This is a genomic window from Dactylosporangium sp. CS-047395 (assembly GCF_050942185.1).
In the GTDB taxonomy this organism is placed as follows: domain Bacteria; phylum Actinomycetota; class Actinomycetes; order Mycobacteriales; family Micromonosporaceae; genus Dactylosporangium.
The window spans coordinates 3,360,844-3,379,544 of sequence record NZ_CP192015.1; the positions used below are offsets into that span (position 1 = coordinate 3,360,844).

General features: G+C 73.1%; 16 protein-coding genes. 11 read left to right on the forward strand and 5 right to left on the reverse strand.

The window, feature by feature from the left end:
• Window positions 1-38: 38 nt before the first annotated feature.
• The gene (locus tag ACQP00_RS15800; RefSeq protein ID WP_433219648.1) at window positions 39-1,712 is read right to left on the reverse strand and encodes a GDSL-type esterase/lipase family protein; all 1,674 of its coding nucleotides are present in this window, start codon (window positions 1,710-1,712) and stop codon (window positions 39-41) included.
• Between the two features lie 237 nt (window positions 1,713-1,949).
• On the opposite strand from ACQP00_RS15800, the gene ACQP00_RS15805 reads away from it, so the two are divergent.
• Both ACQP00_RS15805 and ACQP00_RS15810 read left to right on the forward strand, forming a co-directional pair.
• Entirely contained in the window at window positions 1,950-2,705 is a 756-nt protein-coding gene (locus ACQP00_RS15805) for a DUF2334 domain-containing protein (RefSeq protein ID WP_433219650.1), read from the forward strand.
• The gene (locus ACQP00_RS15810) at window positions 2,702-3,811 is read left to right on the forward strand and encodes a glycosyltransferase (RefSeq protein WP_433219652.1); all 1,110 of its coding nucleotides are present in this window, start codon (window positions 2,702-2,704) and stop codon (window positions 3,809-3,811) included. The genes ACQP00_RS15805 and ACQP00_RS15810 overlap by 4 nt, the downstream gene beginning before the upstream one ends.
• Before the next feature lie 7 nt (window positions 3,812-3,818).
• On the opposite strand, the gene ACQP00_RS15815 is transcribed toward ACQP00_RS15810, so the two are convergent.
• Window positions 3,819-4,688: a DMT family transporter gene (locus ACQP00_RS15815; RefSeq protein ID WP_433219654.1), complete on the reverse strand. Its 870-nt coding sequence runs from the start codon at window positions 4,686-4,688 to the stop codon at window positions 3,819-3,821.
• Between the two features lie 118 nt (window positions 4,689-4,806).
• Here ACQP00_RS15815 and ACQP00_RS15820 point away from each other — a divergent pair, with 118 nt between their 5' ends.
• Window positions 4,807-5,319, forward strand: coding sequence for an N-acetyltransferase family protein (locus tag ACQP00_RS15820; protein ID WP_433219656.1), 513 nt, complete (start codon window positions 4,807-4,809; stop codon window positions 5,317-5,319).
• Window position 5,320: 1 nt separating this feature from the next.
• On the opposite strand, the gene ACQP00_RS15825 is transcribed toward ACQP00_RS15820, so the two are convergent.
• Window positions 5,321-5,782 (reverse strand): hypothetical protein, encoded by a 462-nt coding sequence (locus ACQP00_RS15825; protein ID WP_433219658.1) that lies wholly within the window; start codon window positions 5,780-5,782, stop codon window positions 5,321-5,323.
• Between the two features lie 319 nt (window positions 5,783-6,101).
• Between ACQP00_RS15825 and ACQP00_RS15830 the strand changes: the two genes are divergently transcribed.
• Window positions 6,102-7,580, forward strand: coding sequence for a cellulase family glycosylhydrolase (locus tag ACQP00_RS15830; protein WP_433219660.1), 1,479 nt, complete (start codon window positions 6,102-6,104; stop codon window positions 7,578-7,580).
• 58 nt (window positions 7,581-7,638) lie between these two features.
• Here the strand turns inward: ACQP00_RS15830 and ACQP00_RS15835 are convergent, their stop codons facing one another.
• Entirely contained in the window at window positions 7,639-8,346 is a 708-nt protein-coding gene (locus ACQP00_RS15835; RefSeq protein ID WP_433219662.1) for a nicotinamide mononucleotide transporter family protein, read from the reverse strand.
• An 82-nt stretch (window positions 8,347-8,428) separates the two neighbouring features.
• Here ACQP00_RS15835 and ACQP00_RS15840 point away from each other — a divergent pair, with 82 nt between their 5' ends.
• Complete coding sequence (locus tag ACQP00_RS15840; RefSeq protein ID WP_433219664.1) at window positions 8,429-9,703, forward strand: fibronectin type III domain-containing protein; 1,275 nt, start codon at window positions 8,429-8,431, stop codon at window positions 9,701-9,703.
• 27 nt (window positions 9,704-9,730) lie between these two features.
• The gene (locus tag ACQP00_RS15845; protein WP_433219666.1) at window positions 9,731-11,014 is read left to right on the forward strand and encodes an EAL and HDOD domain-containing protein; all 1,284 of its coding nucleotides are present in this window, start codon (window positions 9,731-9,733) and stop codon (window positions 11,012-11,014) included.
• 14 nt (window positions 11,015-11,028) lie between these two features.
• Here ACQP00_RS15845 and ACQP00_RS15850 read toward each other — a convergent pair whose 3' ends face one another.
• A complete protein-coding gene (locus tag ACQP00_RS15850) occupies window positions 11,029-12,165 on the reverse strand; it encodes a diguanylate cyclase domain-containing protein (protein WP_433219669.1) in 1,137 nt (378 codons plus the stop codon).
• A 132-nt stretch (window positions 12,166-12,297) separates the two neighbouring features.
• Here ACQP00_RS15850 and ACQP00_RS15855 point away from each other — a divergent pair, with 132 nt between their 5' ends.
• From ACQP00_RS15855 to ACQP00_RS15875, 5 genes are all read left to right on the forward strand, one after another.
• A complete protein-coding gene (locus ACQP00_RS15855) occupies window positions 12,298-13,098 on the forward strand; it encodes a DUF4097 family beta strand repeat-containing protein (RefSeq protein WP_433219671.1) in 801 nt (266 codons plus the stop codon).
• An 85-nt stretch (window positions 13,099-13,183) separates the two neighbouring features.
• Window positions 13,184-14,587, forward strand: a complete 1,404-nt coding sequence (locus ACQP00_RS15860; protein ID WP_433219673.1) for an aminotransferase class V-fold PLP-dependent enzyme — start codon at window positions 13,184-13,186, stop codon at window positions 14,585-14,587.
• The gene (locus ACQP00_RS15865) at window positions 14,580-16,508 is read left to right on the forward strand and encodes a protein kinase domain-containing protein (protein ID WP_433219675.1); all 1,929 of its coding nucleotides are present in this window, start codon (window positions 14,580-14,582) and stop codon (window positions 16,506-16,508) included. The genes ACQP00_RS15860 and ACQP00_RS15865 overlap by 8 nt, the downstream gene beginning before the upstream one ends.
• Window positions 16,505-17,596, forward strand: coding sequence for a hypothetical protein (locus tag ACQP00_RS15870; RefSeq protein WP_433219678.1), 1,092 nt, complete (start codon window positions 16,505-16,507; stop codon window positions 17,594-17,596). Before ACQP00_RS15865 ends, ACQP00_RS15870 begins: the two co-directional genes overlap by 4 nt.
• Window positions 17,593-18,696 (forward strand): hypothetical protein, encoded by a 1,104-nt coding sequence (locus tag ACQP00_RS15875; protein ID WP_433061061.1) that lies wholly within the window; start codon window positions 17,593-17,595, stop codon window positions 18,694-18,696. The genes ACQP00_RS15870 and ACQP00_RS15875 overlap by 4 nt, the downstream gene beginning before the upstream one ends.
• Window positions 18,697-18,701: the final 5 nt, after the last annotated feature.

An 18,701-nucleotide genomic window follows, 5' to 3' on the forward strand; every position in this document is an offset into this window, starting at 1 on the left:
GATGAGGACGATGGTGAGCAGCAGGGCGCGGCGCATGCTCAGGCTCCGTGCACTTCGAGCTCGTAGATGCGCGTCGCGCCGTCGAGCTGGTTCGGGGTGGTGACGCTGAGCCGCACATAGCGGGCACCGCGCGCGGCGATCGCGTGCGTGGTCACGCCGTCGGCGTTGGCGGTGGCGGTGGCCGCGGTGCTCCACGTCGTGCCGTCGGTGCTGGTGGCGATCGTGAAGGCGCGCGTGTTGTACCCGGCCTGCTCCCCGCCCGCCGCCGCGTGCCGGACCACGAAGCGCCGCACCGTCCTCGTCGCGCCGAGGTCGATCTGGAGGGAGGCGTTGGCGGTGCCGGAGCAGAACTTGCTGTTGCCGGTGACGACGCCGTCGGTGACCTTGGCCGGCGATTCGGCCGCGACGCACGGGGCCGAGCCGGTGACGGGCGCGCCGAGGGCCAGGTTGACACCCGGGTAGGCGCCGCCCTCGTCGGCGATCGCGATGTCGTCGACGTAGCCGCGGAACGGGCCGGTGCCGGTCGGGCGGTCGAAGCCGACATCGATGCGGGCCACCGTCCGGCCCGCGAGCCCGCCGAGGTTGACCCGCACGAGGTTCCACTGGCCGACCACGAGCCGGCCGCCCTCGCCCTGGAACTGCGGGTGGGCGCGCACGCCGTACTGGTCGACCGCCCCGGAGTCGCGCAGCGCCGAGCCGTCGGTGAACTGCAGGTCGACGCCGACGAAGGTGCCGGTCGCCTGCTGCGGGTAGATCCAGTACGACAGCACGCTGCTCGCGGCCAGGGGCACATCGGCGGCGTAGATGCGCTGGTAGGAGTACGACTGGGTGGCCGAATTGTCGGAGCCGGAGTACAGCAGCGCGCTCGTCCCGCTGTGCGCGACCTCGGCCCGCGGGGAGGATTCGGCGGCGGTGAGCGCGCAGCAGTACCCGCCGACCCCGACGGCCGCGCCCGCGCTGTCGGCCCAGGTCGGGGCGGGGCCGGACGGCTCGAAGGCGGTGCCGAACAGCGGCCAGTCGCGGCCGTCGCCGAGCACGGGTTCGAGCGCCTGGTACCAGCGGACGGCCATCCGCGCGTAGCCGGTGTCGTTCGGGTGCAGCGTGTCGTTCAGGTCGCTGCTCGCCAGGCCGCTCAGGTCGACGACCCGGGTGCGCGCCTTGCCGGCGAGGACGCCGGGTACGGCCGCGTTGAACGTATTGATGCGCGCCTGGATGCTCGCGTCGAGCGCCGGGACGATCTTCGCGACGAGCACCTGCGCGGCCGGCCGGTCGGCGAGGATCTTGTCGACGAGCGCGGCGAGGCGCTGGGGTGCGGTGCCCACCTGGTAGTTCTGGTTCATGTCGTTGGTGCCGATGTGCAGCAGCACCACGTCGGGCTGGTAGGTGGCCAGCCAGCCGTCGACCTGGGCGGCGATCTCGTCGATGCGCCACCCGGAGTGGCCCTCGTTGTCGGTGTCGGGCAGGGCGCCGGACTGCTGGGAGCCGACGAAGTCGATGCCGTACCCCGCCTGGGTGACCAGGCGGCTGTACAGCGCGGCGCGGTAGCTGGAGGTGGTGGCGCTGCCCGCGCCCCACGTGATCGAGTCGCCGAGCGGCATGACGCGGATCGGCCGGGTCGTGACGGCGGCCTCAGCGGGCCCCGCGAACACCGTGGCGGCGGTGAGCGGGACGGCGGCGAGCAGCAGGAGGAGCGCGAACAGGCGGCGGCGCATATTGATTAGGGTCGCTGTCCTGGCGACAACTGTCAATACTTGTCAAAACCCTGGGTGTACATGTCTGGTTCACCCTGATGTGAGGGCATGTTCATCGATGTGATCGTGACGTGCGCCGCATTGTCCGGTGCCGGACGCTCGGGGTCCGAAAGCGTTGTGCGGTACGTGCTACCGTCCGGCCGACAGGTACCCCGACTCGGCGCGGCACGCCGCCTTGACCTGGTGTGATGGGCCCATATGACAACTGTGGAACCGTTGATGGTGGTCAGCGTCCACGATGTGGCGCCGGCGACCGCCGACGAGACCGCGCGCTGGTGCGCCGACGCCGACGCGCTCGGCATCCCCGTGTCGCTGCTGGTGATCCCCGGTCCCTGGCGCGGGATGTCGCTCGGCGAGCACGGTGACTACGCCGAGGTGCTGCGCGACCGCGCGACGCACGGCGACGAGCTGGTGCTGCACGGCTGGTGCCACCAGGCCGGGCCGGAGGGGCGGGCCGTGCGCCGCGCCGTCGGCCGGGCCGTGGCCCGCGGCGCCGCCGAGTTCGCGGCGCTGGACGAACGCGAGGCGGCCGGGCGGCTGGGCGAGGCGAAGGCGGTGATGGACCGCCTCGGGCTGAGTACGACCGGCTTCACCCCGCCGGGCTGGCTGGCCTCGCCGGCGGCCGAGCGGGCCCTGGCGGGGGCCGGTTTCCGGTACACGACGGATCATTTCGGGGTCAAGGACCTGCGCGGTCCGCGGTCCACCCGGGCCCGCCGCGGCTTCGCGCTCTCGCACCGTCCCGGCGGCACCGGCGAGCGGCTCGGCTCGGCCGTCCTGCGCGCGGGCGCGGCCTGGGCCACCCGCCGCCGCGGCCTGGTCCGCGTCGCGCTGCACCCCGACGACCTGCACCGCCCCGGCCTGCGCGACGACACCCTGCGGGCGATCGAGGGCGCGCTGAAGGCCGGGGCCCGCGCCACCACCTACGGCGCCGTCCTCGACGCGGCGGCGTCGTGAGGATCGTCCAGCTCGCGAACTTCTACACGCCGGTCTCCGGCGGCCTGCGCACGTGCGTGGAGCAGACCGGGCGCGGCTACATCGCGGCCGGCCACGAGCGGGTCACGCTGGTCCCCGGCACCGAGGATCGCGACATCACGCTGCCCGACGGGCGCCACCTCACCGTGCGCAGCCCGCTGTTGCCCGGCAGCGGCGGCTACCGGGTGCTCACCGCCCGCCGCCGCGTGTGCGACCTGCTCGACCGGGTCGAGCCGGACGTGCTGGAGGCGAACGACAAGCTGAGCATCAGCTGGCTGGCGCCGTGGGCGCGCAAGCGCGGCGTGCCGCTCGTGCTGGTCTCGCACGAGCGGATCAACGCCATCCTGCGCACCCGGGTGCCGCGCTGGTTCCCGCTCGACTCGGCCGCCACCGCCGCCAACCGCCGCCTGCACCGCCTGGTCGACCACATCGTGCTGGCCTCGGCGTTCTCGGCCGCCGAGTTCGAGGTCTTCGGGGCCTCGAAGATCCATCGGGTGCCGCTCGGCGTCGATCTGGACACCTTCCGCCCCGTCTCCTTCATGGACACCTCGGCGGTGCGCCTGGTCACCGTGACGCGCCTGTCCACGGAGAAGCATCCGGAGCTCTCGATCGAGGCCCTGCGGGAGCTGCGGCGGCGGGGAGTGCCGGCGACGCTGGACGTCATCGGCACCGGGCCGCTGCAGAAGCGGCTGCGGAAGCTCGCGGGCGACCTGCCGGTGCGGTTCCTGGGCCACGTCGCCGAGCGGAACCGGCTGGCCGAGCTGGTGGCGTCGGCCGACGTGTCGCTGTCTCCGTCGCCGGCCGAGACGTTCGGGCTGGCCACGCTCGAGTCGATGGCCTGCGGGGTGCCGGTCGTGGTGCCCTCGGAGGGTGCGGCGCGGGAGCTGATCCTGCGGCCCGAGTCCGGGCGGGTCACGGACGGCACGCCGGCGGGCCTGGCCGACGGGGTCGAGTCCCTGCTGGCCGTGGCCCCGGCACTGCGGCGCGCGGACGCCCGGGCGGTGGGGGAGCAGTTCCCGTGGTCGGCCACGGTCGACGGCCTGCTGGACGTGTTCGCCACCGCCACCGGCCGCGCCAAGGTGGCCTAGCGTTCCGCTAGGCCGGCACCGGGGCGCGCTCCTGGACGCGGGCGGCGGCCAGCAGGCCCACGCCCGCGATGAGCAGGGCGATCACGACCATCGGGCTCCACGGCCACCACAGCACCCCGCGCCATCCGGCGTGGAACACGGTCGCGTCGAAGACCGCGCTCGCCAGCGGGTCGGCGATGCTGATCGCGGTCAGCGCCGTCGGCAGCGACCCCGCCGCGAACGCGTCCTGGGTCAGCAGCCCGCTCGCGGTCGTCGAGGCGATCACGCCGATCGTGGCCCAGTCGCTCGCCAGGCCCCAGACGCCGTCCCGCGCGAGGGTGTCGGCCACGAGCACCACGAACACCGCGGTCAGGCACGTGCACACCCCGGCCGCGACCCCGGCGAGCGCACCGCGCAGCTTCGCCTCGGTCCGGCTCGGCAGCACGTGCGCGACCCCGATGAACAGCACCATCACCGCCGCCGCGACGAGCACCGCCGGTCCCGCGTCCGCGCGGTCGAGCGTGTGCGGCGCCGACGGCCGGGCCACGACCAGCAGCGCCAGCCCCGCGCACACCGCCACCGTCCCGAGCCAGGCCCGCGCCGGCGGCCGCCGGATGGTGAGCATCGCGAACAGCAGCTGCGAGACGAGCAACGCCTGCACCACGGTGAGCGACCCGACGTGCAGCGCGACGGCGTGCGCGGCGAACGCGAACACGTTGAGGATCCAGCCCGTCAGCCACCAGCGGTCCTTCACCAACCGGCGGACGAGCAGGAACACGCGCACCGGCAGGGCCCGGTCGTGCACGTCGGGAGCGGCCCGGCGGGCCGCGCGCTGCTGCATGGCCGCCGAGGTGGCGAACATGGCGGCGGCGAGGACCGACAGCACGACGGCAAGCATGATCAGGGGTTGTACCCCAGGCACGCGAAGGCCAGACGACCGGGGTATGGCCGAACGGGGTGTGGGGCCGGTCACGTACCGGGTCACAAGACCTGGGTTCGAGTCTTAGACTCAGCCCATGCTCATCCGGCCATGGCAGACGGGCGACGAGCACCTGGTCGAGGCCGCCCAGCGGAACCTGTCCCCACGCAGCATCGACCGCCGCTTCCTCGCCGGCAGCGGCGGCCGGTTGCCCGCGTTCTACCTGCGCCACCTCGCGGCCGGTCCGCGCCCCGAGTGGGACGCCCAGGTCGCCGTGGCGGGTGGCGAGTTGTGCGGCTGGGCCGAGTACGGTCGCCGGCCCGCCGCCTCGCCCGCCGCCGACCTGGCCGTCCTGGTCGCCGACCCGTGGCAGCGCACCGGCCTGGCCACGGCACTCATCCGCGCCCTGGTCCACCGCATGATCGCGGCCGGGGTGCGCACCATCCAGGCCGACGTGTCCGGGGCCAACCAGGCGAGCAACGGCCTGATCCGCGCGCTGGCCGGCCCGGACCAGAGCCCGTCCTACGAGGACGGACTGCTGCGCTACACCTTTGATTTGTCGCTGGTACCGCCGGTGCCCGCCCCGATCCCCGCGAAAGCCTTCGGGTAACTCAGGCAGCGCCGAACGCGGCCCAGTCGACGAGACGGCCCTCGAAGTCGCCGCCGTCCTTGAGGATGCCGGCCACCCCGTCGCGCAGGGGTGCGCCCATCTCGCGCAGCTGGGTGGCGACGAGCGGCTGGAACATGGCCGGCTGCAGGCGCCACCACCAGGCCACGAGGTGCTCGGGGCCGTATCGCGCCGGATCGGCGAGCAGGTCGCGCCACTCATCGCGCAGCGCCGGGTACTCCTGCGGGAGGCGCTCCAGCACGCCGAACCAGTTGCCCCAGCTGACCACCATGAACAGCTTGAGCCGGTCGCGGGCCCACCGTCGGGCGCCCTCGTGGCCGGGGGCGCCCGCGTCGCGCAGGATGTCGCCGAGGTACTCCTCGACGACCGCGGCCGCGCCGTGCACGTCGGCCGGGCCGCGCCGGCGGATCGCGTCGCGCAGCGCGGCGAGTTCGGGATCGGGCACGGCGCCATTGTGCGCAGGCGGGCACCCGGCATTGCATCGCCGTTCGGCCACCGTATTCCGGCAACGGCGCTCCGCCGCAGCTCAAGCGTTCGGGGCCGAACGAAATTGGCACGTTGCTCAGGCCGCGAAAAGGTACACAAGTGTCGAAGCGCTTCGAGATGAATATTTCAGGCTTTGTGCACGATCAAAGCGCAGGTCAGAGCACGTGCGGTACCGGCGAAGGGCTTGTTGCATTTGAGCCCTTCAGCAGCGGCACGTGACGATCTCCGTCCCGGGCGAGGCCAGCCGCCCGGCGACACGTATCCGGAGGAACATCGTCATGAGCCTGCTCAAACGCCTGCCGCGCGGCCGCACCCTCGGGGTGGCCGGGGCCGTCGGCGCCCTCGTGGCCGGCGGCCTGATCCTGGCGCCGATGGTCAACGCGTCCGCCGCCGCCGGCTGTCGCGTCTCGTACACGACCAACCAGTGGCCGGGCGGCTTCACCGGCAACATCGCGATCACGAACCTGGGCGACCCGATCACCGGCTGGACGCTCGCCTGGACCTTCCCGGACGCCGGGCAGAAGGTCGGCCAGGGCTGGTCCGCGACGTACGCGCAGAGCGGCTCGTCCGTCACCGCCAAGAGCCTCGACTACAACGGCAACCTGGCGACCAACGCCTCGACGAACATCGGCTTCAACGGCACCTGGACCGGCTCGAACCCGAACCCGTCGTCGTTCACGCTCAACGGCGTGGCCTGCACCGGTTCGGTGAGCACGCCGACGCCGACGACCCAGTCGCCCACGCCGTCGAAGTCGCCGAGCACCAGCCCGAGCCCGTCGAAGTCGCCGAGCACCAGCCCGAGCAACCCGCCGCCGGGGACCACGCCGCTGGCCATCAACGGCCAGTTGCACGTGTGCGGCGTGAATCTGTGCAACCAGTACAACAAGGCGATCCAGTTGCGCGGCATGAGCAGCCACGGCATCCAGTGGTTCTCGTCCTGCCTGAACAACGCCTCGCTGGACGCGCTGGCGAACGACTGGAAGGCCGACCTGCTGCGCATCGCGATGTACGTGCAGGAGCAGGGCTACGAGACCAACCCGTCCGGCTTCACCGCGCAGGTGAACAACTACGTCGACATGGCCGAGGCGCGCGGCATGTACGCGATCATCGACTTCCACACCCTGACCCCCGGCGACCCGAACTACAACCTCGACCGGGCCAAGACCTTCTTCGCCAGCGTCGCCCAGCGCAACGCGAACAAGAAGAACGTCATCTACGAGATCGCCAACGAGCCCAACGGCGTTTCGTGGCAGGGCATCAAGAGCTACGCCGAGACGGTCATCCCGATCATCCGGGCCGCCGACCCGGACGCGGTGGTCATCGTCGGCACCCGCGGCTGGTCCTCGCTGGGCGTCTCGGACGGCGCGAACGAGTCCGAGATCGTGAACAACCCGGTGAACGCCACGAACATCATGTACACGTTCCACTTCTACGCCGCCTCGCACAAGGACGACTACCGCAGCGTGGTCGCCCGCGCCGCGCGGTCGCTGCCGCTGTTCGTGACCGAGTTCGGCAGCGTCACCTACACCGGCGGCGGCACGGTCGACCTGTCCAGCACCGGCGCGTGGCTGGACCTGCTCGACCAGAACAAGATCAGCTACGCGAACTGGACCTACTCGGACGCCAACGAGAGCAGCGCCGCGTTCAAGCCGGGCACGTGCTCGGCCGGGTCGTACACGAACGCGAACTCGCTGAGCGAGTCGGGTGCGTACCTGCGCAGCCGGATCCGTACCACGGACAACTTCCCGACCAGCTGACCCCGCTCCACCCGCCGGCCCGGCTGCAGCGACCAGCCGGGCCGGCGGGGTTCGACCGTCAGGCGGGGTTCAGCGCCGGCCCCATCGACCCGCGCCGGAGCCGTTCCCGGCGGGAGATGCGCAGCCAGACGACGAAGCCCCAGACCACGAAGCCGGCGTACACGGCGTAGAGGATCGCCGACGGGTAGTACCGGAAATGCAGCAGTTCCGGCACGCCGACCAGGTCGACCGCGATCCAGCACAGCCAGAAGTCGACCCAGCCGCGGGCCATCGCGTACGTCGCGGCGATCGAGCCGACGAAGATCCAGGAGTCGGCGAGGTAGTACCACCACGGCACCGGGAAGCCGGCCCCGACCGCCCGGAACACGTAGAAGCACACGATCACGAGCGCGAGGGAACCGGCGACGAGCGAGAGGCGCTCGACGGTGCTCGCCCAGCGCGGGTGCACCGCCGGGCCGCCCTCGGCATTGCGCGTCCGGCGCCAGCGCCACCAGCCGTACACGCTCGTGAGCACGAAGAAGACCTGCCGGGACGCCTGGCCGTACAACGGCGTCGTCGGCTCGTCGGTGCCCGTCGCCTGCCCGACGAACACGGTGAACAGCAGCACGTTGCCGACGATCCCCACCGGCCAGGCCCACACGCTGCGGCGCAGCCCGAAGAGCGCCGAGGCCAGCCCGAACAGGTTGCCCACGATCTCCCGGTAGCTGATCGACTGCCCGGCCGTGACCTGCCAGTGCGCGTCGTAGAAGCGGCTGATCCAGTGCACCTGCCGGACGGTACAACTTCGGCGTTGCTTTTGGGGTCAGTGTAGGCGGTAACTTTTGGCCGATTTGCGCGTTTTTCCTGGTGTGTGGTATCTGCGCCTCGCCGCCGCGCTCGTCCTGCCCCTGCTCGCCACGCCGCTCGCCGCCCCGGCCTCCGCTGCCGTGCGGCCCGATGCCATCAGCCGATTCTCCGGCACCGCGAAGCTGGCCCAACTCGCCGCCGACCCCGACGGTTCCCTGGTCGGGGCCGATCCGACCGGCGACCGCGTGGTCCGCGTCGCGCCGGGCGGCGACGTGACCGAGGTGGCCGGCGGCGCCACGGCGGGGCTGGACCGGCCGGAGGGGGTGGCGGTCGGCGGGGACGGCACGGTGTACGTCAGCGACGCTCGTCACCGTGTCGCGAGGATCACGCCCGGCGGGCGCCTGCGGATCGTGGCCGGCAACGGTTCGGCCGGCGCGGCCGTTCCCGGGCCGGCGCTCGCATCCCCGCTGGCCGACCCGGCCGGGCTCGCCGTCGACCGGGACGGCAACCTGTACATCGCGGACGCCGGCTCGATCCTGCGCGTGACGCCGGCCGGCACCTTGAGCGTCGCGGCCACCGGGGCGGCGGGGCGCGGCGTCGCCGTCGACTCGGCCGGCAACCTGTTCGTTCCGGGCCCGGACTGCACCATCGCGCGCATCACGCCGTCCGGCACGCGCGGCACGTACGCCGGTCGCGGCTGCGGTCGCCCGGCACCCGGTCGCGCGCTCGACTCCCGGCTCGGTCCGGCGGCGTACCTGAGCACGGACGCGCGTGACGTGCTGTACGTCGCCGACGCGGCCGCGGGTACCGTCGCCGCCATCGCCCCGGACGGCTCGCTCACCTTGCGCGGTTCGCGCACATCCGGCCGCTCGGCCGTGGCCACCGCGGCCGGCGCGGTCTTCGTCGGCGCGCCCGACGGCGTGCACCGCATCGGGCCGGCCACCCCGAGCGCCCCGCGCGACCTCCGGGTGACGCCGCGCGACGGCGCCCTCGAGGTGTCGTTCCGCGCGCCGCTCGACCCGGGCACCGGGCCGGTCACCAGCTACGAGGTCAGCCTGGACGGCACGCAGACCTGGCAGCCGCTGACCACGGCGGTCGCGGGGGACCGCCTGGCGGGTTCGGTGCCGGACCTGCGCAACGGCGAGCAGTACGCGGTGGTCGTCTGGGCGCGCAACGCGGCCGGCCCGTCGCCGGGCAGCACCATCCTTCCGGCGGTTCCCGTCGCGGTCCTGTTGCCCGTGACGGGCGCCGACGTCGTGGGCCTGGCCGGGACGGGCGGGCTCGCCGTCCTGGTGGGCTCGCTGCTCCTGGCGATTTGTCGGTTTTGGCGGCATTGACGGCGTTTGCGGCAGAGAATCGAACCCGTGGAGGAACTGGACACCCCCGAGGTTTCGTCGGCGCACGTCGGGCGGCAGCCGATCTACGACCGGGAGGGCGCCGTCGTCGCGTACGAGCTGCTGTTCCGGGCCGGGACCGACGCGGCCACGGCGGCCCGCGCGGACGATCACGCCACCGCGCGGGTGCTCGTCGCCGCGTTCACCGAGTTCGGGCTGGACGAGCTGACCGGCGGCAAGGTGTGCTTCCTCAACGTCACCGAGGCGTTCCTGACCGGGACGCTGCCGCTGCCGTTCGACTACAGCCAGGCCGTCCTCGAGGTGCTCTCCAGCGTCGAGGTCGGCGACGACCTGCGGGCCGGGCTGGCCGTCCTGTCCGAGCGCGGCTTCACGCTCGCCATCGACCGGTTCGTCTGCGGCGGCCCCCGCGAGGTGCTGCTGCCGCTGGTCAGCTACGTGAAAATCGACATGCTGGGGGTCGACGAGGCCGCGGTGCGGGCGTGCGTGGAGGTCTGCCGGCGGTACCCGCACCTGCAACTCGTCGCCGTCCGCCTGGAGAGCGCCGAGTCCCTGCGGCTCGCCTTCGAGCTCGGGTTCGACCTGTTCCAGGGGCACATCCTCGGCCGCCCGCACGTCGACACCACCATGGCGCTCACCCCGGGCCGGCTCGCGCGCCTGCGCGTGCTCGCCGCGCTCACGGCCGACGACGTCGACATGGACGAGGTCGTCGCGCTCGTCTCGCAGGACGCCGGCCTGTCGATGCGCGTCCTGCGCGCGACGAACGCGGCCACGTTCGGCCTGACCCGCACGGTCTCGTCGGTGCGCGAGGCGATCGTCGCCATGGGCCTCAACCGGCTGCGCCAGTGGGTCACCCTGATGCTCGTCTCGGACCTGACGACCGCCAACCACGAACAACTCGCCCGCATCCTGGTCCGCGCCCGGCTGTGCCAGCTCCTGGTCGACTCCTCGGAGTTCGCGGGGGCCGAGGGCCAGTCCGACGCGGCCTACCTCGGTGGCCTGCTCTCCGCGGTCGCCGACCACTTCAGCCGGCCCGTCGAGGAGGTCGTCGCCGGGCTGCCGCTGAGCCCGCCGTTGCGCGCCGCGCTGCGGGCGGGGGAGGGGCCGCTGGGCGCGATCCTGGCCGCCGCGCGCGCCTACACCGACCCCGACCCGGACAACGACCACGGCGAACCGGGGGCGATCGTGGCGGCGTATCTGTCGGCGCTGCGCTGGACGAACGGGGTGCTGGGCGAGCTCAGCCCGGAGATCCCCGACCGCGCCGAGGAACGCCTGCGCGCCCTGGCCGCCGCTTAGGCCCTGGCCGCCGCCTAGGCGAGCCATTCCTTGTCGCGCACGGGATCGCTGAAGGCGACGTGACCGGGGCGGCGCTTCGCCCGGTACATCGCCTCGTCCGCCAGCTGCACCAGCCGCTCAGGATCCGTCGCCGCCTCGTCCGGTGACTCGACCACCGTCACGCCGATCGCCGTGGTGACCGCGACCGTGTCGCCGGAGGACAGCGGTGCGGGTTCGGCCACCGATTCCAGGATCCGCTCCAGGACCGCCGGAATCCGCGCCGCGGAACCGATGTCCTCCAGCAGCACCACGAACTCGTCGCCGCCGACCCGGGCCACGAAGTCCGACCCGCGCACCGTGGTGGTCAGGCGGTTCGCGATCGCGACGAGCAGTTCGTCGCCCGCGGCGTGGCCGTGCCGGTCGTTCACCGGCTTGAAGCCGTTCAGGTCCAGGAACAGCACCGCCATCGGGCCGCCGCCGCGGTGGACCCGGCCGGCCGCGTCGTGGATGCGGTCCATCAGGCGGCGGCGGTTGGCCAGGCCGGTCAGCGCGTCGTGCGAGGCCGCGTGCTCCTGGCGGCGCTGCTCGGTCACGTCGCGGTTGACGTACACGAAGCCGGTGCGCCCGCCGTCCGGGCCGGTGAGCGTGGAGACCGACGACAGCACGGTCAGCGGGGCGCCGTCGAAGCGGCGTTCGCGCAGTTCGCCGTCCCAGCGGCCGAGCGACTCCAGGTCGTCCAGGACCTGGCGGGGACCGGTCCCGGTCGAGGTGGCCAGCAGCGCGAACAGGTCGCAGCCGACGGCGTCCCCGGCCGGGTACCCGTACAGGCGCTCGGCCCCGGCATTCCACGACACGATCACGTTGTCGGGCGTGCACGAGATGACCGCGTCCGAGATGGCGTCCAGGAGCTGGCTCTGCCGCTGGGCGTCGTCCAGCAGGCTCAGCGCCGCTTCGAGGGCCCGGCCGTGCTCCAGCGCGGCCGACGCCACGGACGCCAGCGCCTGCACGAACTCGTCCTCGTCCGCGGTCAGGGCGCCGTCGACGCGCAGGGCGCCGATCGTCCGGCCGTGCACGACCAGCGCGGCGGCACCTTCGGCGTCCGGGTGCAGGGTGACCGACACCGGGCGGTCGGGCAGTTCGGCGGTGAGGGCTTTGGTGAGGTACCGGAGCATGCGCTCTTCATCGGGAGCGGCCTCGAGCAGCCGCGCACCGACGGATGCGACCACACCGAACCGGGACACGAACCCCTATCGGCCGGAGACCGCCCAAGATGAACCAATGTAAGCTGGCGCCATCATGGCGCCATGAAGGGACGGCGGATGCGCACGTTCGACACGCCCGGGCCGGTCGCGGTGAAAGTGGTGCTCGACACCGGACGCGTGCGGGTGGTCGCCACCGAGCGCTCCGCGAGCACCGTCGCCGTCATGCCGGCCGGGACGAGCTCGTCGGCCGTCGCCGCCGCCGAACAGACCACGGTCGAGCACGCCGCCGGGACGCTCACCGTGAAGGCGCCGCACCGGATGTTCCTGCGCCCGGGCGGCGGGATCGACGTGCACCTGGAGGTGCCGGCCGGCTCGAGCCTGGAGGTGCAGACGGTGCGCGCCGACATCCGCACGGAGGGGCGGATGGGCGACTGCCGCTTCGGTACCGTCTCCGGCCCCATCCAACTCGATCACGTCGGCGCCCTGCACGTCTCGACCTCCGGTTCGGACGTCATCGCCGGCCGCGTCGACGGCATGGTCGAGGTCGCCGGCGCCACCGCGAGCGTCCGGTTGCAGGAGTGCGCGGCCGACGTCGAAGTGGCCACGGCCAACGGCGGCATCACGGTCGTGCGCGCGGCGGGCAGCGTGAGCGCCAAGACCGCCAACGGCTCGATCCGCGTGGCCGAACTGTCCCGCGGCAAGGCCAACCTGAGCACCGCCCGCGGCTCGATCGAGGTGGGCATCGCCGCCGGCACCGCCGCGCACATCGACGCCCACTCGACCCTCGGCAGTGTGCACAACATGCTCGAAGTACGGCCGGGGCCGGAGGGCTTCGCCGAGCGGGTGCGCGTGGTCGCCCGCACCTGGTACGGCCAGATCACCATCCAGCGCGCGATGCCCTGAGTCGGGTTCCTGACCGGGCCCGGCCGGTGGGGGCTCGGCGTGCGTGGCCCGGATCACAAGGGACCACGTCTGCCAGGGAGTCGTCATGGTGCTGGAAGAGCCGCCCATCGTGCGGCGGGTCAGGGAGTCGGTCGTCGGCGACGGGATGCCGGTGGCCGGGCCGTTCGGGGAGCGGCCGCTCGTCTACGCCGATCACACCGCCTCCGGGCGGGTGCTGGGGTTCATCGAGGACGAGATTCGGGCGCGGGTCATGCCGTGGTACGCCAACACGCACACCGAGGCCAGTGCCACCGGGCGGCGGATGACCACCATGCGCGAAGCGGCGCGCGAAGCCGTGCACAGGGCGGTCGGGGCCGGCGCGGACCAGGTCGTGATCTTCACGGGGTCGGGGTCGACGGCGGCGATCGACAAGTTCGTGCGGATCATGCGGCCGGACCGGCGGACGGTGGTGTTCGTGGGGCCGTACGAGCATCATTCGAACGAGCTGCTGTGGCGCGAGTCCGGGGCCGAGGTGGTCCGGGTCCACCCCGACGACCTCGAGCACCAGCTCGAAGCGCACCGCGACCGCACGATGATCGGGTCGTTCTCGGCCGGGTCGAACGTCACCGGGGTGAAGACCGACGTCGACGCGGTCAGCGACCTCCTGCACCGCTACGGCGCGCTCGCCGCCTGGGACTACGCCGCCGCCGGGCCGCACGTGGACATCGACGCGGCTCACGGGCGCGATGCCGTGTTCCTGTCGCCGCACAAGTTTCCCGGTGGGCCGGGCACGCCCGGCGTGCTCGTGGTGCGCAAGGACCTGGTGCGCAATGCGGTCCCGACCGTGCCCGGGGGCGGGACGATCGTCTACGTGCACCGGGACGCGCACCACTACGCCGACGACGTCGTGCAGCGGGAGGAGGGAGGTACGCCGGCCATTCTCGAGTCGGTCCGGGCCGGGCTCGTGATGGATCTGCACCGGGCGGTCGGTCAGCGCACGATGCGGACCCGCGAGGACGCCTTCGTCAAGCGGGCGATCCGGTCGTGGCGGGCCGACCCCACGATCACGGTGCTCGGCGAGCTCGACGCCGACCGGCTACCCATCGTGTCGTTCACGGTGCGGAACGTGCATCACAACCTGGTCGTCACGCTGCTCAGTGATCTGTTCGGGATTCAGGCGCGCGGGGGGTGCTCCTGCGCCGGGCCGTACGGGCACGAGCTGCTCGGCATCACAAGTGCACAGGCCGAGGGGCTGGCGCGAGAGGCCGTGAGCGGGCGGCTCGGGGTGAAGCCGGGGTGGGCGCGGGTGAGCTTCGCCTACTACCTGTCCGAGGCGCAGGCCGAGTACATCGTCGACGCGGTTCACCTCGTCGCCGAGTACGGTCCGTGGCTCCAGCGGGAATACCGCTTCGATGACTCCTCCGGGCTGTGGTGGAACAACGCCACAGCGCGCAGGAGCCGGGAGTTGCGCGAGGCAGGCACCATGGACCTCGTGAGCAGCGGTGGTTGACCCGTTACGGCCGGACGACCCGCGCCGCCTCGGGCCCTACCGCCTCCTCGGGCGGCTCGGCGCCGGCGGCATGGGGCAGGTCTTCCTGGGCCGCGACGCCTCGGGGGCGGCTGCGGCGGTCAAGACCCTGCACGACGGGAGCGGGTACGACGCCGAGCTCGTCGAGCGGTTCGGGCGCGAGGTGGAGCTGGCGGCGAAGATCCGCTCGGCGCACACGGCCCGGGTGCTCGACGCCGATCCGGGCGGGGTGCCGCCGTGGCTGGCCACCGAGTACCTCCCGGGGATCACCCTCGCGGAGGTCGAAGAGCTGGCCGGCGGGCTGCCGGAGGAGCTGGTGCGGCGGCTCGGGGCGGCCCTCGCCGACGGGCTGGCGGCGATCCACAACGCGCGGGTGGTGCACCGCGACCTCAAGCCCAGCAACGTGCTCGTGCTCAAGGACCAGATCAAGATCATCGACTTCGGGATCGCCCGGCCGGATGACGCGCCCCGGCTCACGGCGTCGCAGTACTTCCACGGCACCGTCGGCTACATCGCCCCCGAGCGGTTCGCGGGCAAGGCCGGCACGCCCGCCTCGGACGTGTTCGCGCTCGCCGCGGTGCTCGTGCGCGCGGCCACCGGGCGGCTGCCCTTCGACGGCAAGACCATGGCCGAGTACCTCTACGCCGTGCACTACAGCGCCCCCAACCTCGTCGGCGTCCCGGCCGGCATGACCTGGACGCTGCGCAAGTGCCTGGAGGCCGCCCCGGAGGACCGGCCCACCGCCCGGCAGGTGCGCGAGCGGCTCGCCAGCGGGCTGCGCGAGGCGACCGGGCCGTGGCTGCCCGCGCCGGTGCTCGCCGCGATCGCCGCCCGCGAGCAGGCCACCCGCAACCTGCTGCGAGCCGGCCGTAACCGTCCGTGGCGGGCCGGGCACGCGATGGCCCGCGGCGAGGTCGTCGTCGCCCGCGACACCGTGGTGGTGAGCGCCGACGACGGCATCCACGCGCTGGAGGCCGGCGACGGCACCGAACGCTGGCGCCACCCAGAACCGCCCGCACCCGGCCACCGCCCGGTCGTCGCCGGCGGGACGCTGATCAGCACGACGCGGACCAGCACCGTCGCGCTCGACCTGCGCACCGGCACCGAGCAGTGGCGCGTCCCGGTGGTCGCGCACAGTGAGCCGGTCTACGCGAACGGCCAGGTGCACGTGCTCGGCCCGGGCAAGCGCAACCTCTTCGCCGTCGACGCGGGCACGGGGGAGGAGACGTGGCGCACGGCGGCCGCGACGCTACGCCCGGTGCCGCTGCCCGGCGGCGTCGCCATCGTGCAGGGGCGCATGGTGCGGGAGCGGCGCGGCGACGGCAGCGCCGGATGGGGCCACGGCGAGCTGCCCGCGCCGGCCGCCGCCCTCGCCACCGCGGGCGACCTGGTCCTCGTCCGGGCGGGTGACGAGCTGCTCGCCCTCGGCGTGCACGACGGCGAGCCGCGCTTCCGCCGCCCCGGGCTGCCGCCGCGCGTCGCGCCCACCGCCACCGCCGAGATCGTGGTGCAGCCGGCCGCCGGCGAACTGCTCGGCCTCGACCCGGCCGACGGGACGCTGCGCTGGCGGCGGAGCGGGGAGGGCGTGCCACATGCGGTACACGGGACGGTTTTCGTATCTGAACCCGGCGGGGTGACCGCGTTGAGCCCGGATGGAGAGATCCTGTGGCGGGTGCCCGGGGTCGCCGTGTGGCCGGGCGTGCACGCGACCCGGACACTGGTGTTCGTGGTCGACGCCGGCGTGTTGCGCGCCTACGAACGCCACGACGGCACCGCCCGATGGTCCGCGCCGGACATCGTCGTCACCCGCGCACCGGTCGTCGGCGACGGTGTCCTGTACGTCGACAACGGTTACACCTTGTTCGCCATCAACGCCGACGACGGGGAGCGACTGCCCACATGACGGTGCACATCGAGTTCGATCCGGACCGGCGCTTCACGGACCAGTTCGAGCTGCAGTGGGGCCGCCTGAGCGCGACCGGTGAGCGAGTGCTGCGCAGAACCGCGCGCAACGCCGACGCGCAGCGGCTCGTCCACGCCGAGGTCCACGCCGGGAACCTGCTCGGCGCGCTGCCGGGCAGCACCTACCCGCCGCAGCTGTCCCGGGTCGTCGACCACGACCTCAACGGGACGAACCCGCACGTGACCAGCACGTACCGGGGGGTGCCGGTGGCCGGGCAGCCGGGTGCGCCGCTGCCCGAGACGCTGCTGACCATCTTCGGCGATCTGCTCACGGCGATCCAGCACCTGGCCAAGGCCGGGCTCACGCACGGCTCGATCATCCCCGAGTTCGTGCTCTGGGACGGCAGCCACGCGCAACTGGTGAACCTCGGCGAGACGGTCGCGGTCGGCGAGCCCGCCCGGGCCGCCCTCGACCCGCAGTGGCAGCCGCCGCCGGGCCCCGACGGGCTGCGGCTGGCCACCGAGGCGCACGACGTCTACCAGGCCGGCATGGTCGTGTTCTGCATCGCCCTGCAGCACGGGCCGGCCGCGGCCGCGGCGGTGCGCGAGGAGCTCGGGATCGGCGGCGGCTCGGCGCTGTCCGCGCTGCTGGAGGGGGTCTTCGCCGACGACCCGCGGGACCGCCCCGACGCCCACGAGCTGCTGCGGCGGGTCGAGGACGCGCGCTACGAGCCGGTCTGGCAGAGCAGCGACCCGTCCGACGCCACCACGGCAACGATCAAGATCCCGCAGCAGTACTCCCCGATGCCCGCCGCCACCGCCGCCGCCGTGGCCCGGGCCGCCGTGCCGCTCAGCCCGGCCCGCGACGAGTTCCGGCGGCTGGTGGACGCCAAGCGGCAGTACCGCGAGGAGCGCAACGCCCCGCAGCGCGTCGCCTGGCGCTTCTCGCGCGGCCTGCTCGACGTGTTGTGGTACAGCCGCGACGAACTCTCCAGCCGCATCATCATGGGCGCCATCGCGCTCGTGGTGGTCGGCGTCCCCCTGCTGCTCGTCATCCTCGTCGTCACCAATCTGGGAGGGTCCAAGTGAACCTCGCGAGCCCGAGCCGGCTGCTCGGCCGCGTGCTCTGCCCGATCTGTCTGCAGTGGATTCACTGGAGCAAGGCGCAGCGGGTCGAGGTCGACGTGGAGACCCAGCAGCACCGCCCGTTCCGCCCCCGCGGCGCCGACGAGACCAAGGAGGCGTTCGCCGAGCGGCGGCTGGGCGCCCAGCGCTCGTGCACGCTCATGCGCGACGGGATGGCCACCACGCACTACCTGCCCGACCGGTACGGCGACTACGGCGACCCGATCGTCATCGGGCTCGTCGGGCACCGCGCGGCCGGCAAGACCCTGCTGCTGGCCGCGATGGTCGAGGCGCTGCGCAACAACCTGGAGCTGGCCGACCTCGGGCTGCGCGTGGAGCGGCTGGACGAGGCGATCGAGCACAACTACATGACCCGGTTCGTGGAGCCGTTCTGCCACCGGCGCGAGCAGCTGCCGCTCACCCAGATCAGCCCGATCGCGTTCAGTTATGTGGCCAAGGTGTACAGCGCGCACGCCCGCCGCGACTTCGCCGTCGCCTTCTTCGACGTGGCCGGCGAACAGCTGCGCCGGCGCCGCTCGGGTGACCGGTTCCTGGACACGTCGTTCCTCTCCGCCGTCAACGCGCTCGTCTTCGTCGTCGACCCGGAGAAGGCGCTGCCCTCGGCGCTCGGCGAACCGGCCACCGTCTACGGCGACCCGGCCTTCAACGCCGTCATGGACCGGCTCGTCGAGGTCCGCGGCGAGAAGGCCACCCAGTTCCTGCCGATCCCGGCGGCCATGGTGGTGGCCAAGTCCGACCTGCTCGCCCCGCGCCGCCCCGAGGTCGCGCGCTGGCTCAACCGCGACGACAACGTGCGGCTGAACACCGTCGCCGAGGAGAGCGAGGAGGTGTACGAGTTCCTCGCCACGAACGGCGCCGAGCGCTTCCTGCCGCCGGTGAACCGGGTCAGCGACGTGAGCCTGCACTACGCCTCGGCGGCCGGTGTCGCGCCGGTGGACGGGCACTTCCCGGCCGAGGGCTTCGGCCCGCGGCGGGTGCTGCGCCCGCTGCTGTCCCTGTTCGCCATGACCGGCGTGCTCGACCGGTCCGTGCTCGGCAACTGAAGGAG

Coding starts and splice junctions, on each gene's coding strand:
- ACQP00_RS15800 (WP_433219648.1), bottom strand. CDS start 1,712: ATGCGCCGCCGCCTGTTCGCGCTCCTCCTGCTGCTCGCCGCCGTCCCG.
- ACQP00_RS15805 (WP_433219650.1), top strand. CDS start 1,950: ATGACAACTGTGGAACCGTTGATGGTGGTCAGCGTCCACGATGTGGCG.
- ACQP00_RS15815 (WP_433219654.1), bottom strand. CDS start 4,688: ATGCTTGCCGTCGTGCTGTCGGTCCTCGCCGCCGCCATGTTCGCCACC.
- ACQP00_RS15820 (WP_433219656.1), top strand. CDS start 4,807: ATGCTCATCCGGCCATGGCAGACGGGCGACGAGCACCTGGTCGAGGCC.
- ACQP00_RS15830 (WP_433219660.1), top strand. CDS start 6,102: ATGAGCCTGCTCAAACGCCTGCCGCGCGGCCGCACCCTCGGGGTGGCC.
- ACQP00_RS15850 (WP_433219669.1), bottom strand. CDS start 12,165: ATGCTCCGGTACCTCACCAAAGCCCTCACCGCCGAACTGCCCGACCGC.
- ACQP00_RS15855 (WP_433219671.1), top strand. CDS start 12,298: ATGAAGGGACGGCGGATGCGCACGTTCGACACGCCCGGGCCGGTCGCG.
- ACQP00_RS15860 (WP_433219673.1), top strand. CDS start 13,184: ATGGTGCTGGAAGAGCCGCCCATCGTGCGGCGGGTCAGGGAGTCGGTC.
- ACQP00_RS15870 (WP_433219678.1), top strand. CDS start 16,505: ATGACGGTGCACATCGAGTTCGATCCGGACCGGCGCTTCACGGACCAG.